Annotated in this window: 11 protein-coding genes and 1 pseudogene; 4 read left to right on the top strand and 8 right to left on the bottom strand. The window is 72.2% G+C overall.

What is annotated here, in order from left to right; all coding sequences use genetic code 11:
* Window positions 1-144: 144 nt before the first annotated feature.
* The 3 genes and pseudogenes from ACZ592_RS16270 to ACZ592_RS16280 form a co-directional block, all read right to left on the bottom strand.
* Window positions 145-1,155, bottom strand: coding sequence for a CDP-alcohol phosphatidyltransferase family protein (locus tag ACZ592_RS16270; protein ID WP_471582196.1), 1,011 nt, complete (start codon window positions 1,153-1,155; stop codon window positions 145-147).
* Window positions 1,156-1,339: 184 nt separating this feature from the next.
* A pseudogene (gene mgt / locus ACZ592_RS16275) lies at window positions 1,340-2,600 on the bottom strand (macrolide-inactivating glycosyltransferase).
* 14 nt (window positions 2,601-2,614) lie between these two features.
* Window positions 2,615-3,016 (bottom strand): MarR family winged helix-turn-helix transcriptional regulator, encoded by a 402-nt coding sequence (locus ACZ592_RS16280; RefSeq protein WP_471582463.1) that lies wholly within the window; start codon window positions 3,014-3,016, stop codon window positions 2,615-2,617.
* Window positions 3,017-3,252: 236 nt separating this feature from the next.
* On the opposite strand from ACZ592_RS16280, the gene ACZ592_RS16285 reads away from it, so the two are divergent.
* Window positions 3,253-4,389 (top strand): ABC-2 transporter permease, encoded by a 1,137-nt coding sequence (locus tag ACZ592_RS16285; protein WP_471582197.1) that lies wholly within the window; start codon window positions 3,253-3,255, stop codon window positions 4,387-4,389.
* Here ACZ592_RS16285 and ACZ592_RS16290 read toward each other — a convergent pair.
* Entirely contained in the window at window positions 4,335-5,813 is a 1,479-nt protein-coding gene (locus ACZ592_RS16290) for an MFS transporter (protein ID WP_471582198.1), read from the bottom strand. The two genes, ACZ592_RS16285 and ACZ592_RS16290, sit on opposite strands and share 55 nt — an antisense overlap.
* 158 nt (window positions 5,814-5,971) lie before the next feature.
* Between ACZ592_RS16290 and ACZ592_RS16295 the strand changes: the two genes are divergently transcribed.
* A complete protein-coding gene (locus tag ACZ592_RS16295; RefSeq protein WP_471582199.1) occupies window positions 5,972-6,802 on the top strand; it encodes a helix-turn-helix domain-containing protein in 831 nt (276 codons plus the stop codon).
* A 17-nt stretch (window positions 6,803-6,819) separates the two neighbouring features.
* Here the strand turns inward: ACZ592_RS16295 and ACZ592_RS16300 are convergent, their stop codons facing one another.
* Entirely contained in the window at window positions 6,820-9,048 is a 2,229-nt protein-coding gene (locus ACZ592_RS16300) for an MMPL family transporter (protein WP_471582200.1), read from the bottom strand.
* Between the two features lie 215 nt (window positions 9,049-9,263).
* Here ACZ592_RS16300 and ACZ592_RS16305 point away from each other — a divergent pair, with 215 nt between their 5' ends.
* Together ACZ592_RS16305 and ACZ592_RS16310 are read left to right on the top strand one after the other, a co-directional pair.
* Window positions 9,264-10,508 (top strand): sensor histidine kinase, encoded by a 1,245-nt coding sequence (locus ACZ592_RS16305; RefSeq protein WP_471582201.1) that lies wholly within the window; start codon window positions 9,264-9,266, stop codon window positions 10,506-10,508.
* Window positions 10,505-11,230, top strand: coding sequence for a response regulator (locus tag ACZ592_RS16310; RefSeq protein WP_471582202.1), 726 nt, complete (start codon window positions 10,505-10,507; stop codon window positions 11,228-11,230). Before ACZ592_RS16305 ends, ACZ592_RS16310 begins: the two co-directional genes overlap by 4 nt.
* 133 nt (window positions 11,231-11,363) lie before the next feature.
* Here ACZ592_RS16310 and ACZ592_RS16315 read toward each other — a convergent pair whose 3' ends face one another.
* Genes ACZ592_RS16315 through ACZ592_RS16325 form a run of 3 tightly spaced genes read right to left on the bottom strand, consistent with a single transcriptional unit; the run spans window position 11,364 to window position 14,409 of the window.
* Window positions 11,364-12,653 carry an ABC transporter substrate-binding protein gene (locus ACZ592_RS16315; RefSeq protein ID WP_471582203.1) on the bottom strand — a complete coding sequence of 430 codons (1,290 nt, stop codon included), beginning with the start codon at window positions 12,651-12,653 and terminating at the stop codon, window positions 11,364-11,366.
* Window positions 12,653-13,486: a carbohydrate ABC transporter permease gene (locus ACZ592_RS16320; RefSeq protein WP_471582464.1), complete on the bottom strand. Its 834-nt coding sequence runs from the start codon at window positions 13,484-13,486 to the stop codon at window positions 12,653-12,655. Before ACZ592_RS16320 ends, ACZ592_RS16315 begins: the two co-directional genes overlap by 1 nt.
* Entirely contained in the window at window positions 13,486-14,409 is a 924-nt protein-coding gene (locus ACZ592_RS16325) for a carbohydrate ABC transporter permease (RefSeq protein ID WP_471582204.1), read from the bottom strand. The genes ACZ592_RS16320 and ACZ592_RS16325 overlap by 1 nt, the downstream gene beginning before the upstream one ends.
* Between the last annotated feature and the right edge of the window lie 136 nt (window positions 14,410-14,545).

The following is a 14,545-nucleotide window of genomic DNA, read 5'->3' on the forward strand; positions in this document are numbered from 1 at the left end:
CCCTGCGGAACGGACATCCTGGGCCGCACTGCCCCCAACTCCGGGTAACAGAAGGCATTTTGTGCCACACGGGCAGCGCCGGACACGCTGGGGAATCCAGCATGTCCGGCGCCCGGAAAACACCTGCCGCACCGCTGTCGCGGATTACGCCGCGGCGACGACTTTCTGCTCCTCGAAGGAGTCGATCGTCCGCGTGAAGTCACGGGTGGAGAGCAGCAGCTTGTAGATGATGGCGAGTTCGAAGACGAGAAGGAGCGCACCCGAGACGATCGTCGCGGGCATCACCACGTCGAAGAGCGGGCCGATCATGAAGACGCCCATCTGGAACTCGATTCCGCTCACCAGGTGCGCGCGAATGCGGTGCCGCAGCAGGAACGAGCGGGCCCGCAGATACGCGGGGAACTTCCGCCGGAACTCCTGGTGCAGGTCGATCACCTGGGGCTTCGGGGCCGATGCCGCCTCCCCGTCGGCACCCGTCCCTTCGGTGCCGTCGTGCGCCCCTTCGGCGGCCGGCGCGGCGCGGACGGCCTCGTCCGCGGCCCGCTGCAGGTCCTGCTCGATGTCCGCCGAGGGGTTGTCCCGCAGCAGGTCCTCCATGAAGGCGAGCTCCGCCTCGTTCTGCGCGCGCCGAGCGGCCCGCATGCGCGTCTTGATCTGCTTGCGCATGGAATGCCGGATCTTGAAGATCTCCAGCGAGTTGATGTACCGCAGGGTGTCGAGGGCGACGACGGCGAGCGCCAGCCAGATGTAGAGGGTGTCGCCGGTGCGGTCGTACTGGCCGGCCATGAGCGCGACACCGCACACCATGACGCGGATCCGGTCGAACACGAAGTCCAGCCAGGCGCCGAAGACCGAGCCCTGGCCGGTGAGCCGGGCAACCTTGCCGTCCATGCAGTCGAGGATGAAGCTGAAGTGGTAGACGACCGCGCCGAGCGCGAGCCACTTCCAGTCGCCGAACGCGAAACAGGCGGCCGAACCGAGACCGAGGAGGAACGCGCCCCAGGTGATCTGGTTGGGCGTGATGTTCGTGCGCATCGCCGTGAACCGCACGAGCGGCGTGGCGACCGGGTCGACGAGCAACACGGTCCACCACGCGTCACGCTTCTTCTGGGTGATGCGGCGCACCTCGGCGAGGGGCGGTATGTCTCGGCGCATGGGGGTCAACTTCCTGATGTTCGACTCAAGTTCACCTCACGCTAGGAAGTAGTTGCCTCAAGGAACAAGATCTCCCGCGTGCAACCTTTGACAGGGGGTAACGGTCAACCCTTCGGGATGAGTCAATGACCCTTCCAGGACGGGGCCGCGTTACCTGAGCGTTACCGAAACGCCTCACGGAGCGTTACCCCCGACCGGGAACCGTTCGCCCCTTCGCCAGTTCCGCCTCGATGAGATCGGCGGCCTGCCGCGTGCCGCCCTCCCCCGCCATCGCCGTCCGGATCTCCCCCAGCCTGCGCGCGACTTCGGGATCACCGACGAGCGCGAGGACGGCCTCGCGGAGTGCCCCGGCGGTGGCCTCCGCCATCGGCAGGTGCCGGGCGACGCCGAGCGCCTGCAGCATGTCGGCGTTGCCGAACTGGTCCACAGCCTGCGGCACCGCCACCATCGGCGTAGCGGTGGCCAGTCCCTCCTGGCTGCCGCCCGCCCCGGCGTGCGTGATGAAGGCGTCGGCCTTCGCGAGGACCGCGAGCTGCGGCACCCACGAGTGCACCTCCACGTTCTCCGGCACGTCCCCGAGCTCGCTCGCCTCGACGTGCTTGCCGACCTGGAGCACCACGTGCCAGCCCGGCAGGCCCCCGAACGCCTCGACGCACGCGCGGTAGAAGCCGGGCTGCTTGGTGAAGGACGACCCCAGGGAGACGAGCAGCACCTTCTTCGCCCCGGCAGGCCGCTCCCAGCCGCCCTGCTCGGCCCGGTCGCCCTGGCAGGCGCCGACGAAGGTGTGCACGGACTTGTCGACGCGGTCGGCGTGGGGCTGCAGCGCCTCGGGGATCAGCACGAGCGAGCGCGGCGGGCGGCCGACGAAGGCGTCCGGGTGCTGGGGGATGCCGTTCTCCGCGAGCCAGGCGACGAAGCGGTCGTAGTACGCCCGGCCGCGCGCGGACTCCTTCAGCTCCGCGTACATGGGCCCGGCCACCTCCTCCTCGTACCCCTCCCACGCCACGAGGTTCGGCGAGAGCGAGATCTCGGGGACGCCCCAGCGGCGGGCGAGGACGCGCGCCGGGTAGGAGGTGATGTCGTGCAGGACGAGGTCCGGCTCGTCTCCCTCATAGGCGGCGGCCAGTTCGGGCAGCACCTGGACGGCATCCCGGAGGAACGGCTCGATGTTGTCGATCAGTTCGGTGCCCCACGCCTCCGGGTCGTCGTCGGGCGAGGGCAGCGTGGTGGTGTAGGGCCGGGGCTCGGCGCCGGTCTCGGCGACCTTCGCCACGAAGGCGTGCGGAATGGCGTACGTGACGCGGTGGCCGCGCCGGACGAGCTCGCGGATGACTTCGAGACTCGGATTCACGTGCCCGTGGGCGGCGATCGAGAACATGGCGATGTGGGCGGGACGGGGCAGGGTCATGCCCGGAACCGTAGACGAGACGATACGTATCGTGCAACTAGTGCGGCGGGGCTACTCCGCACCCCCGTCGCCCGCCGCGGCCTCGTTGTAGCGCAGCAGATACCCGGCGAACCGCGCCAGATCCGGCCCGCCCCAGTCCGTGAGCCGCTCCCGGAAGGCCACCCGGCGGGCGTTCCCGACCTGCGCGAGCACGTCGACGCCCCGCTCGGTCAGATGCAGCACGTGCACCCGGTGGTCGGCCGGATCGAGCCGGCGCTCCACGAGCCCGGCCTTCTCCAGCGCCCCCACCTGCCGGCTGATCGTCGACTTGTCGAGCGTGTAGTGCGCGGCCAGGTCCGTGGCCCGGCAGCCGCCCCGGTCCTCCAGGTGGCCGAGCAGCGTGAAGGACACGAGCGAGAGCTCGGGGTGCATCCGGGCGGCGGTGGCGCGGGCCCGCCGGGCGAACGCGGTCATCTCCCGCTGGATGACCTCGATGGATTCCTCCCGGGCCACGGCCCCGGAACCCTCTGGATCGGTCACGATTTCTCCCTCTCCGCGAATGGTTGTAGAGTACAACACATCAAAGAGTTGTATATGCCAACCATCTGGCTCGCGCCACGGGTGCACGCCGGTCACCGCCGACCGCAGCCGATCACCGCTGACCGCCGCCGCGCACCGCAGGCCGCCCGCCGAGTTTCCGGAGAAGCCCCATGTCCGCCACCGCGGAACCCACCACCCGACTCCGCGACGTGCTGCGCCACGTCCTCCTCCACCTGGTCACGCCCCTGCTGATGTGTCTGGGCATGGGCCTCGCCTACATGGGCGCGTTCGTGACGCCCGAGCCGAACGACATGCCGGTCGCGGTCGTCGGGTCGGGCCCGCAGACCCAGGCCTTCGCGCAGACCGTGAAGGACAAGGCGGGCGACGCCCTGGACGTCCGCACCCTGCCCTCCCGCGAGCAGGCCGTCGACGCGCTCAAGTCCCTGGACGTCGCGGGCGTCTACGTCCCCGACGCGAAGTCGCCCGAGCTGATCGTGGCCACCGCCGGGTCCGACATGAGCGCCACGGCCGCGCAGAAGATCTTCACGCCCGTCGCCGCGCGGCAGGGCCTGCCGCTGAAGGTCACCGACGTGGCCCCGCCGGTCGACGACGACCCCACGGGCCAGGGCCTCTTCTTCCTGCTCGTCGCCGTGAGCATCGGCTCGTACGCCTCGGTGGCGGTGCTCGGCGCGGCGGGCGCGGGGCTGCGCATGCGGGCCCGGGCGGGGCTGGTCGTCGGCGTCTCCTTCGCCGTCAGCCTGATCGGCGCGGCGCTCGCGGGCCCGGTCTTCCACCTCGTGCACCAGGGGCTGTGGGGCGTGTGGGCCATGGCGTGGCTGTACGCGGCCGGGATCCTCTTCATCGGCATCGGACTGCACACGTTCCTCAAGCGCTGGACGACGCTGGCGATGATGGTGCTCTTCGTGATGCTCAACTTCACGACGTCCGGCGGTCTGTTCCGGCCCGAGCTGCAGAACGGCTTCTTCGGCTCCCTGCACGCGTTCTGGAACGGCGCGGGCTTCGTCGAGGGCATCCGCAGCCACCTCTACTTCGGCGGCCACGGCCTGGCGCAGCACGTCTGGACGCTGGCCGGCTGGCTGGTGCTCGGTCTGCTGCTGGTCACCGTCGCCGCCCTCTGGGAGCGCCGCAGGCGGCCCGCGCCGGCCTCTGTCACCGCCCGGCACGCGGCCCGGGGACAGGAGCGGGACGCCCAGGAGGAGAAGTCGGCTCAGGAGGAACAGCCGGAGCGGTCTCAGGCGTCGGAGGAGGAGTCGGAGGAGGAGATGGAGGAGTCGGTAGCGGTGTGACGCCGTCGCACGGCGACCGCGAGCCCGGCCGCGACGGCCACCGTGGCCGCGAGAGCGAAGGCGAGGTGCTGCCCCGTCAGGGTGGCCCCGGCCAAGGACGCCACTGCGGTCAGGACCGCGGGGCCGAGCCCGCTGCCGATCTGCAGCGCGGTGGCGGTCACCGCGGCGGCCGCACCGTGCCGGTCCTGCGGAACGCTTCGCAGGCCCAGCACGGTCAGCGCGGGAAAGGTGAGCCCCTGACCGACCCCGGTCACCACGAGCCCGGCGAACACCGGCCACCAGTAAGGACTCTGAGTGCCCGTCAGGCACCAGAGCAGGACCCCTCCCCCGGTCAGTGCGAGTCCCGCCACGAGGACGGCCCGCACGCCGAACCGCTCGAGCAGCCGCCCTGCGCCCAGCGCCGTGCCGGTCACCGCGGCGCTCACCGGCAGTACGGCAAGCCCGGACGCTGCCGGTGACATCCCCCGTACGCCCTGGAGATACAGCGGTACGAAGAAGAGCGCGCCGTTGACGCAGAAGTAGAACGCCACCGCCGTGACCGCCGAGACCCGCACCGCGCCGAGCCGCAGCAACGTCCGGTCGAGCAGCGCGTCCCCGCCCCGCCGCCACCACAGCGCCCCGGCGGCCGTCGCTCCGGCCAGCGCGGCGACCGCGAGAACCCGCGCCGCACCGCCGTGCGTCAGCAGGTCGATCCCCAGCACGACCAGGACGACCGTCGCCACCAGCGCCGCACCGCCGACGGGGTCGGCGCGGCGGGAGCGGTCCGGAGCGCCGGCCGGCAGCACGCGCACCGCGGCGAGGGCGGTCAGCAGGGCCGCCGCGCCCTGCACGGCGAACACGAGACGCCAGCCCGCCGCCCCGGTGAGCACCCCGCCGAGCACCAGACCCGCGCCGTAACTGCCCGCCTGCGCCGAGGCGAAGGCCCCGAGCGCACGGGAGCGGGCGGGGCCCGCCGGAAAGAGGTCGGCGACCAGCGAGGTCGCTGCCGGAATGGTGATCGCGGCGCCCGCGCCCTGGACCGCGCGGCCCGCCCCGACCAGCCAGAAGCCGGTGGCGAGGAGCGCGGGCACGGCCCCCGCGGCGAGCAGGAGCAGTCCGCAGGTCAGCACCCGGCGGCGCGCAAAGCGGTCGGCGAGGGCGCCACCGGCGAGCAGCAGCCCGGCGAAGGCGACGGCGTAGCCGCTGACGGCCCAGGACAGCTCCTGGGGCGACGCCCCGAACTCCTCGCCGAGCGCCGGGAGCGCGCTGTTGAGAACGGCGACGCTGCCGGCGTCGAGCCCGGCGGCCGCGCTCAGGACGAGCAGCGCCGCGACGAGCTGCCGCCGTGCGGGACGGGGGCGGGTGAGGGCGGTCGCGGGGGCGGGCCCGGGGAGGCCGGGCCAGGAGGTGGAGTCGGTGGCGGAGCCGGGTGCGGAGTGGTTCATGAGCGGCAGCCTTCGCGTGCCCGGGGCGCGCCACCAGACACCGGTCGGGGCGCTCCCCCGCGGGGGTGGCCCTCGCGGGGCCACCCCCGGGGCTGGCCCCGGCCGGTCAGGGGGCCGGACACTGGTGCCATGAAGGCACCTTGGGCTCCGGCCGCCGCATGACCTCGCACCGGCCACCGACCGAGCTCGCCCGCTTCCTGCGCACCCGGCGGGCCCGGCTCACCCCCGAGTGTGTCGGGCTGCCCCGGACGGCGGGCCGGCGCCTTGCCGGGCTGCGCCGGGCGGAGGTCGCCACGCTGGCCGGGATCAGCCCCGAGTACTACACGCGCCTCGAACAGGGGCGCCAGCGACGCCCGTCACCGGAGGTCCTCGACGCGCTGGCGACCGCGCTGCGCCTGGACGCGGACGGCCGCCGCCATCTGCACCGGCTCACCGCCAGGCCCGCGCCGCCCACCGCGCCCACCGCGCCCGAGGCCCCGCGGGCGGCGCTGGACCTGCTGCGCGGCCTGACGGTGTGGCCCGCCTATCTGGTCGGCCCGATGCGGGACGTCCTCGCCTGGAACGAGGCGGCGGCCTGGCTCCTGACCGACTTCGGCGCGCTCCCGCCGCACCGCCGCAACCTCGCCTGGTTCGCGCTGTGCGACCCGGCGGCCCGCACGCTGTACGCGGACTGGGAGGCGGTGGCGCGCGGCAACGTCCACCGACTGCGCGACGCCCTCGCGGGACGTACCGGCGAGACGCCCCTCCTCGCCGAACTCGCCGCACACGGCGGCACGTTGTTCGCCGACGCCTGGAACGAGCACGAGGTGCGCGGCCCGAACACCGGCCACAAGCGCCTGAACCACCCCGAGGCGGGCCCGCTGTCCCTCGCGTACACGGGCTATCTGCTGCCCGGCCCGGAACGGCTGGAGCTGGTCGTGATGACCGCGCCGGAGGGCAGCGCCGAGCACGCGCTCCTTCAGGGTCGTTTCGGTCCCGCGCCTTCCTGACCAACCGTCAGGAAGGCTCACCGGGCGATCGTTTGGTGTTCGGGGTACGCCGAGGGGGCCTCGTACGGCTCGTACCGTTCGGGGGCGGGCTGCCCGCGCTGCGCCCGGTGGTGGCCCGGTGTCCCGGCCGACCTGCGCGGCCACCACAGGCCGCGGCCGAGGAGCGCGGCCAGCGCGGGCACCAGCACGAGGGAGAGCACCAGCGAGGACAGGATGATGCCGAGGCCCGTGGCGAAGCCGATCTCCTGGGTGGCGGGGCTCGCGGCCAGGCTGGCGAAGGAACCGGCGAGCACGACGCCGGCCGTGGCGATGGCGGGCGCGGTGTGCCGCACCGCCTCCGCCACCGCGTGCCGCGCCGTGACCGGCTTCGCCATCTCCTCCCTGATCCGGTCGGTGATCAGGATGTTGTAGTCGGTGCCGAGGGCGACGACGAACAGGAAGAGCACCAGGGGCAGCGTGAAGGAGACCCCCGGCCGGTCGAGACCGTGCTGGAAGACGAGCGTGCTCGCGCCGAGGGTGGCCACGAACCCGAGCCCCACAGCGATCATCAGCACGACCGGTGCGAGCAGGGAACGCAGCAGCAGGAAGAGGATCACCGCGATGAGCAGGGCCGCGACCGGGAACACCAGGCGCAGGTCCTTCTCCACGGCCGTCGAGATGTCGGCGAAGACGGCGGCCGTCCCGGTGACATGCGCCTCGGTGCCCTTCGGGGCCGTCCGGTCGGCCGTGGCCCTGATGGGTCCCGAGACCAGGTCGCGCGCCTGCTGCGTGTCGGACTCGACGCTCAGGAACAGGTCGACCCGCGCGGCCGTGCGGTCCTTGCTGAGCACGGGCCTGCCCACCTGTCCCACCCCCTCGGCCTGCCCGAGGGCGCGGGTCATGCCGGTGAGTGAACTCGCCCGCACCTCACCGCCGCCGGTGCTCCGCACGTACACGCTGTGCGGGTCGGACACGCCCGCGGGCAGGCTGCGGGAGATCTGCTCGGCGGTCCTGGTCGCGGCGGTCTCGGGCAGCCCCTGCTGGTCGTAGCTCATCTTCATGCCGACCGCGCCGGCGCCCAGCACGCCGAGCAGCACCAGGGCAGCGAGGACGTACCGCACGGGCCTGCGGCTCACCGCGAGACCGAGGCGCGCGGCGACCCCGCCGGTGCGCTCCCGCTTCCAGGCGCGCGCGGGCCAGAACATGCCGCGCCCGAGGAGCGCGAGCAGAGCGGGCAGGAACGTGAGGCTGGCGAGGAGCATCACGAGCACCGCGACGGCGATCGCCGGGCCGAGGACCCGGAACTGCCCGAAGCTCGCGAGGCCCAGCGTCGCGAAGGCGGCCACGATCGTCAGCGCGGCGGACGTGATGGCGGTGCCGACCCGCCCGGTCGTCTCGGCGGCGGCCGTCCTCGCGTCCTGCTCGGGGTGGTTCCGCAGGTGCTCCCGGAACCGGAACATCAGGAAGAGGAAGTAGTCGATGCCGATTCCCAGCAGGACGACACCGATCAGTGAGGGGGTGGACGGGTCGAGGCTGATGTCGAGGAGCTTCGCCGCGCCGACCACCGCTCCCGAAGCGACTCCGCCGATCAGCGCCACCGCTATGAGGGGCACGATCGCGGCCAGGACACTGCGGAAGACGAGGACGTTCAGGAGGACGATGAGTCCCATCGTCAGGGCGCCGACGACTTCGCCCGTGGTCTTCTCGGCATCGGCGGTGTCCACCGTGGAGGCGATGCCGCCGGTGAATCCGACGCGCAGGTGGGCGGCGCGGAAGTCCTTCTGCGCGCCGGCCCGGAACTTCTTGTAGACCTCCTGCAGACCGGGGTCCTGGGGGTTGCCGTCGAGCGACACCGTGAGGAGCCGGAAGCTCCTGTCCGGGGCCACGGCTCCCGCCGCCACCCGCGGGGTCTGGGAGTGGTCCTTCATCAGTCCTTCGGGCTTCGGCGCGACGATCCGCCGGTGCCCCAGACCCGCCGCCGTACCGGTGATCCGGCGCCGGTCCCCCGCGGTGAGCTTCTTGCCGTCGTCCCTGGCCACCAGGACGGTCACGGCGTTGCCGTCGGGCTTGGTGCCGAACTTCTCCTCGGCGGTGCGCAGCGCCACGGCCGAGTCGTACTGCTTGGGCAGGAAGTCTCCCGACTGCGAGTCGGTGACGTCGTACATCATCGACTGCCCCACGACCGTCAGCGCGGCCCCGAGGAGGGTCCAGACGACGACCGTCAGCCATCGATGTCGGGTGGAGAAAGAGGTCAGCTTGCGGATCATGCCAACAGGTCATCACGCGGGGCCCCTTGAGGTCGTCGGCCGCCGGAAGGGGACGCACCCGGGACCCGAGTCCGGTCCCGCGCCCCGGCCAGTACTCGGGTACTGGGGGGAAGAACCTCCCCTGCGCCGGTCAGGGGGCCCGCGGGCCAAGATCTAATGGTGGGGAGAGACGGGACACCGGAGCCCGACGAACGGCTCGACTTGGAGGCGCCCCGATGGGCCGCGACTTCTTCCCTCCCGTACCGCCCGCGGACCGTCCTCGGCCGACACGCGGCGACGTGCTGATCGCCGTCGTCGCGACGGGGCTCGACGTCCTGGCCTACCTCGCCCCCGGCGACGTGGGCCCTTCGCAGGCGCGCGTGACCGTGCTCGGCGTGCTGCTGGTCGCGCTCTCCGTCCTCGCGCTGCCCTTCCGGCGCCACCACCCGGTGCCGGTCTTCGGGGCGGTCCTCGCCGTGCAGTTGGCCGTCAACCTGGGACTCGCCGTCGACCCGGGCACCCCCATGTCGAACAGCTACGGCGGCGCCGTCGCCGTGGCCCTCTTCACCGTGGCCCGGTACGCGGGGCGGCCCGCGGTGCTCCTGGCCGCCGCGGCCTCCGCGCCCGTGCAGCTCGTCCGGGACCTGCACACCGACCTGCCCTGGGCGGGAGTGGCCGCCGACGCGCTGATCACCCCCTGCGGCATCGTCGCCCTGGGCCTCGGCGTACGGCAGTGGAAACGGCAGCTGGACATCAACCGCAAGCTCCTCGCCGACCGTGCGGTGACCGAGGAGCGGCGCCGCATCGCGCGCGAGCTCCACGACGTCGTGGCCCACCACATCACCACCATGTACCTGATGTCCGGTGGGGCGAGGTCGACCCTGGACCGCGATCCCGACACGGCCCGCGAGGCGCTGGTGACCCTGGAGGAGTCCGGCCGCACGGCGCTGCGCGAGATGCGGCAGCTCCTCGGCGTCCTGCGCAGCACGGACACCCCCGAGGAGACCCCGTCGGAGCCCCAGCCCGGGGCGGACGGCATCGAACGGCTCGTCACCGACGCGGCCGCCGCCGGTCTGCCGGTACGACTCCATGTCACCGGACGGCCCGGGGAACTGCCCGCGACGGTCGGCCTCACGCTCTACCGGATCGTCCAGGAAGCGCTGACCAACACCCGCAAGCACGCGGGCCCCGCCCGCACCACGGTGCGGCTCGACTGTCTCCCGGACCGCGTCACCGTCGAGGTGGCCGACGACGGAGCCGGTGACGGCAGGGCACCCGGCGGGAGCGGCCGGGGCGGTGGGTACGGTCTGCTGGGCATGCGGGAGCGCGTCGCCCTGCACGACGGCTCCCTGCGGGCCGGCGGCCGGGAGGGAGGCGGATTCGTGGTGACCGCGAGCCTGCCCCTGCCCGGCGACACGTCCCCCCTGCCCACCGGTACGCCCCCGCGCGACGACACGTACGAGAAGGACGGGACCTCATGACCTCCACCGAGCACGAGTCCGGCGCCGGGTCCGGCGACGAGCCCGGGAGCATCACCGTGCTCATCGCGGACGATCAGCCGCTGGTGCGCCGGGGCCTGTCCCTGATCCTGCTCTCGGACCCCGCCGTCCGGGTCGTCGGCGAGGTGGGCGACGGCGAGCGGGCCGTCGCCGCGGCTCTCGAACTCCGGCCGGACGTGGTCCTGATGGACATTCGCATGCCCGTGCTCGACGGGGTGGGGGCGACCGAGCGGCTCGCCGCCGAGCTGCCCGGGTGCCGGGTCCTCGCGCTCAGCACCTTCGACATGGACGAGCACGTGGTCGGCGTCCTGCGGGCCGGCGCCTCGGGGTTCCTGCCCAAGGACGTCTCGCCCGAGGAGCTGGTCGCCGCGCTGCGCACCGTCCACCGCGGCGAGGCCGTCGTCGCCCCGCGGCTGCTCACCCGGCTGCTCGCCACGTTCGTGACCCCGGCGCCCGCCGCGTTCCCGCAGGCCGCGGACCTCTCCGCGCTCACCCCGCGCGAGGTGGAGGTGCTCCGCCTGATCGCGGCGGGCCTCGACAACGCCGAGATCGCCCGGCGGATGGCGATCGGCCTGCAGACCGTGAAGAACCACGCCACCGTCATCTTCGCCAAGCTGGGCGTCCGCGACCGCGCGCAGGCCGTCATCGCCGCCTACGAATCGGGGCTCGTCCGGGCCGGACAGGGGAACGGGCCAGGGTACTGAGCGCCGGGGGGGCACGGCCCAGGCCCCGTCCTCACCCTCCCGTCGTCGCCCGGCAGGCGTCGCGGAGCAGACAGGAGTGTGCGGACAGGACTGTGGGGACAGGGCTGTGGGGACAGGACGGTGGGGACAGGCCCTAGCGCTGGTAGCGGGCGAGTACCAGGTTCCCGTCCTTCACCAGGCGCTTCCTCAGTTCGTCGAGGCCGATCGCGCCGCTGTAGTACTCCTGGAGTGCCGGGGTCGCGACCTTGTCCTTCCACTCCGGGTAGCCGCGCACGGACTGGGCGGGTGCCGGGCGCAGGTCCTCGGCGAGGGCGGTGCCCGCTGCCCAGCCGTCCTTCTCCGTGCGCAGGGCGGGGTCCTTCAGCGCCTCCTTGCCGGTGGGCAGCATCCAGTCGCCGCGGGCCAGCTTGACCATGTTGTCCGGCTGGAGGAAGAAGTCGATGAACTCCACCGCCTCCTTCTTGTGCGGGCTGTCCTCGGCCACGGACAGGGTCTGCGGGCTGACGCCCTGCGCGAGGCCCTCCTTGCCCGCCGGTGCGGGGAGCACCTGCCAGTCGAAGTCCTCGGGCGCCTGCTGGACGACCTGCTGGCGGTAGGAGAAGCCGAGCGGGACCATCGCGTACTTGCCGCCGAAGAAGCCGGGCAGGGTGTCGGACCCGCCCATGCCGAGCGTGCTGCCCGACGCGCTCCTGTCCTGGTTGACCTGGTCGTGGACGGTGCGCGGCATGATCTCGTCGGCCGCGTCGAAGCGGACGTCGACCTTGCCGTCGGCGCCGCGGTGGAAGACCTGTCCGCCGGTCGACATCGAGAGGTTGAGCGTCGCGGAGACCGGTTCCTTCAGCGGCCAGGCGACGCCGTACTTGCCGTCCTTGCCGTCGCCCAGCTTCTTGGTGATCGTCCGGAACTCCTGCCAGCTCCACGGCTTGCCGGGCGTCGGGACGCGTACGCCCGACTCCTTCAGCCAGGTGGCGTTGGCGATCAGGACCCGCGGCTCCTGGAGGAACGGCACCCCGTAGGTCCCGTCGTCGAACGTCGTCGTCTGCCAGCTCCGCTCCGGGATGTCGGACTTCAGCCGCTCGGGGAGCAGGCCGCCGATGTCCGCCAGGTACCCGCCGTACGCGAAGTCGGCGAGGTCGTCCGAGGCGTCGTGGATGATGTCCGGCGCCTCGCCGCCCTCGAAGGAGGTGAGCAGCTGGTCGTGGACGCTGTCCCAACTGCCCTGCACGTACTCGACCTTGACGTCGGGGTGCGTGGCGTTCCACTCCTTGACGAGCGCCTTGTTGGCGTCGACGGACTCCTTCTGCCAGGCCAGGGACTGAAACTGGAGGGTGATCTTCCCGTCGTCCCCGGAGTCCCCGGCGCAGCCGGTGAGCAGCAGCGCGAAGGAGGCGGCGGCCACGGTCAGCAGGCGAGTCGTGCGCATCAGGCCTTCACCGCCCCCGCCATCATGCCGCCCGTGATCCGCTTCTGGATGATCGCGAAGATGACCAGCGAGGGGATGGTCGCGAGGAACGCCGCCGCGGCGAGCGGCCCGAGGTCGGCGACGCCCTCCGTGCCGATGAAGCGGTTGAGGATGACCGGCAACGTCTGCTTCTCCGGGGTCTTGAGCAGGACGAGTGCGAAGAAGAACTCGTTCCATGCGGTGATGAAGGCGAACATCGCCGTGGCGACGATGCCCGGGGCGAGCAGCGGGGCGACGACCGAGACGAACGTGCGCACCTTGCTCGCGCCGTCGACCGCCGCGGCCTCCTCCAGCTCGGCGGGGACCGCGCGGACGTAACCGACGAGCATCCACAGCGCGAACGGCAGCGACCACACGACGTAGACCATGATCAGGCCGAGCAGCGAGTTGATCAGGTGGAGGTTCTTCAGGATCAGGAACAACGGGATGATGATCAGGACGAACGGGAACGCCTGGCTGATCACCACCCAGCCGGTCGCCGCCTTCGACACGCGGTTGCGGTGCCTGGCCATGACGTACGCCATGGGGGTGGCGATGACGACCGCGATCAGGGCCGCGCTGAGCGCCGCGATCAGGGAGTTGCCCGCGGCCCGGAGCAGCGGCTGCTCGTCGAAGGCCTGCCGGAAGTTCTCCAGCGTCGGGTCCTCGGGGATCCAGGTGGGGTGCAGACTGCCCAGTTCCCGCGCGGGTTTGAAGGCCGTGGAGATCAGCCAGAGAAACGGGAAGGCGAGGAAGACGAGATAGGCGGCGAGCGCCACGTATTGCGCGGCGCGGGCCGGCTTCTTCGTGCGCATCATGCCTCGTCGCCTCCCTTCAGGCGGCCCACGAGGTAGAAGGCGAGGATCACGGAGATCACCGCGACCATCACGCAGCCCATGGCCGCCGCGTAGCCGAACTGGCCGTAGCGGAAGGCCTCTTCGTAGGCGAAGAGCATGGGCAGCCGGGTGCGGCCGCCGGGGCCGCCCTGGGTGAGCACGTAGACCAGGGCGAACGAGTTGAAGTTCCAGATGAAGTTGAGCGCCGTGATGGCGAGGGCGACCGGCTTGATCGCGGGCCAGGTGACCGTGGTGAAGCGGCGCCAGGCGCCGGCGCCGTCCATCGCGGCGGCCTCGTGGAGTTCGCGCGGGGTGTTCTGCAGTCCGGCGAGGAGCGCGACGGTGGTCTGCGGCATCCCGGCCCAGACGCCGACGACGATCACGGCGAAGAGCGCGGTCGCGGTGCCGGTCAGCCAGTCCTTGCCCTCCCCGAGGCCGAGGCTGGAGAGCGTCTCGTTGAGGACGCCCGCGTCCGGGTGGTACACGAGCCGCCACATGATGCCGACGACCACCTCGGGCATCGCCCAGGGGATGATCGCCAGCGCCCGCGCCAGCCAGCGCATCCGCAGCGGCTGGTTGAGCAGCAGGGCGAGGCCGAGGGCGAGGAAGAACTGCGGCACGGTGACGCCGAACGCCCACAGCAGCCCGATCCGGAACGAGTCCCAGAACAGCGTGTCGTGCAGCAGGTCCTGAAAGTTCAGGGCGCCGACCCACTGGGTGGGCTCGGTGCGGCCCGACTGGGAGTCGGTGAACGCCAGCGCGATGCCGTAGAGGAGCGGGCCGACGCTGAGGACGAGGATCGGGATCAGTGCGGGCAGCACGAGGAACCACGCGCCGAGGTCCGCGGGTCTGCGGTCCTGCGCGCCTCGCGCCGACCGCTTCGTTGCGGTCGCCAATGTCACGGAATCGGCTCCTTCGGGCGGCTCGTGCAGGTCTGGCCGCCCCGGCGGCCCCCGTCATCGTGCTGACGCGGTCCTGATACGTCAAGCAGCTGCGCGCCCTCGCACACCGGTTGGCCAGTGCGAATGCGAGACTGTC

The organism is Streptomyces sp. NPDC040622 (assembly GCF_055593965.1).

What these genes read in the sequence shown, in the direction of transcription:
- ACZ592_RS16270 (WP_471582196.1), bottom strand. Translation starts at nt 1,155, where the DNA reads ATGCGCCGAGACATACCGCCCCTCGCCGAGGTGCGCCGCATCACCCAG.
- ACZ592_RS16280 (WP_471582463.1), bottom strand. Translation starts at nt 3,016, where the DNA reads ATGACCGCGTTCGCCCGGCGGGCCCGCGCCACCGCCGCCCGGATGCAC.
- ACZ592_RS16285 (WP_471582197.1), top strand. Translation starts at nt 3,253, where the DNA reads ATGTCCGCCACCGCGGAACCCACCACCCGACTCCGCGACGTGCTGCGC.
- ACZ592_RS16290 (WP_471582198.1), bottom strand. Translation starts at nt 5,813, where the DNA reads ATGAACCACTCCGCACCCGGCTCCGCCACCGACTCCACCTCCTGGCCC.
- ACZ592_RS16295 (WP_471582199.1), top strand. Translation starts at nt 5,972, where the DNA reads ATGACCTCGCACCGGCCACCGACCGAGCTCGCCCGCTTCCTGCGCACC.
- ACZ592_RS16300 (WP_471582200.1), bottom strand. Translation starts at nt 9,048, where the DNA reads ATGATCCGCAAGCTGACCTCTTTCTCCACCCGACATCGATGGCTGACG.
- ACZ592_RS16305 (WP_471582201.1), top strand. Translation starts at nt 9,264, where the DNA reads ATGGGCCGCGACTTCTTCCCTCCCGTACCGCCCGCGGACCGTCCTCGG.
- ACZ592_RS16310 (WP_471582202.1), top strand. Translation starts at nt 10,505, where the DNA reads ATGACCTCCACCGAGCACGAGTCCGGCGCCGGGTCCGGCGACGAGCCC.
- ACZ592_RS16315 (WP_471582203.1), bottom strand. Translation starts at nt 12,653, where the DNA reads ATGCGCACGACTCGCCTGCTGACCGTGGCCGCCGCCTCCTTCGCGCTG.
- ACZ592_RS16320 (WP_471582464.1), bottom strand. Translation starts at nt 13,486, where the DNA reads ATGCGCACGAAGAAGCCGGCCCGCGCCGCGCAATACGTGGCGCTCGCC.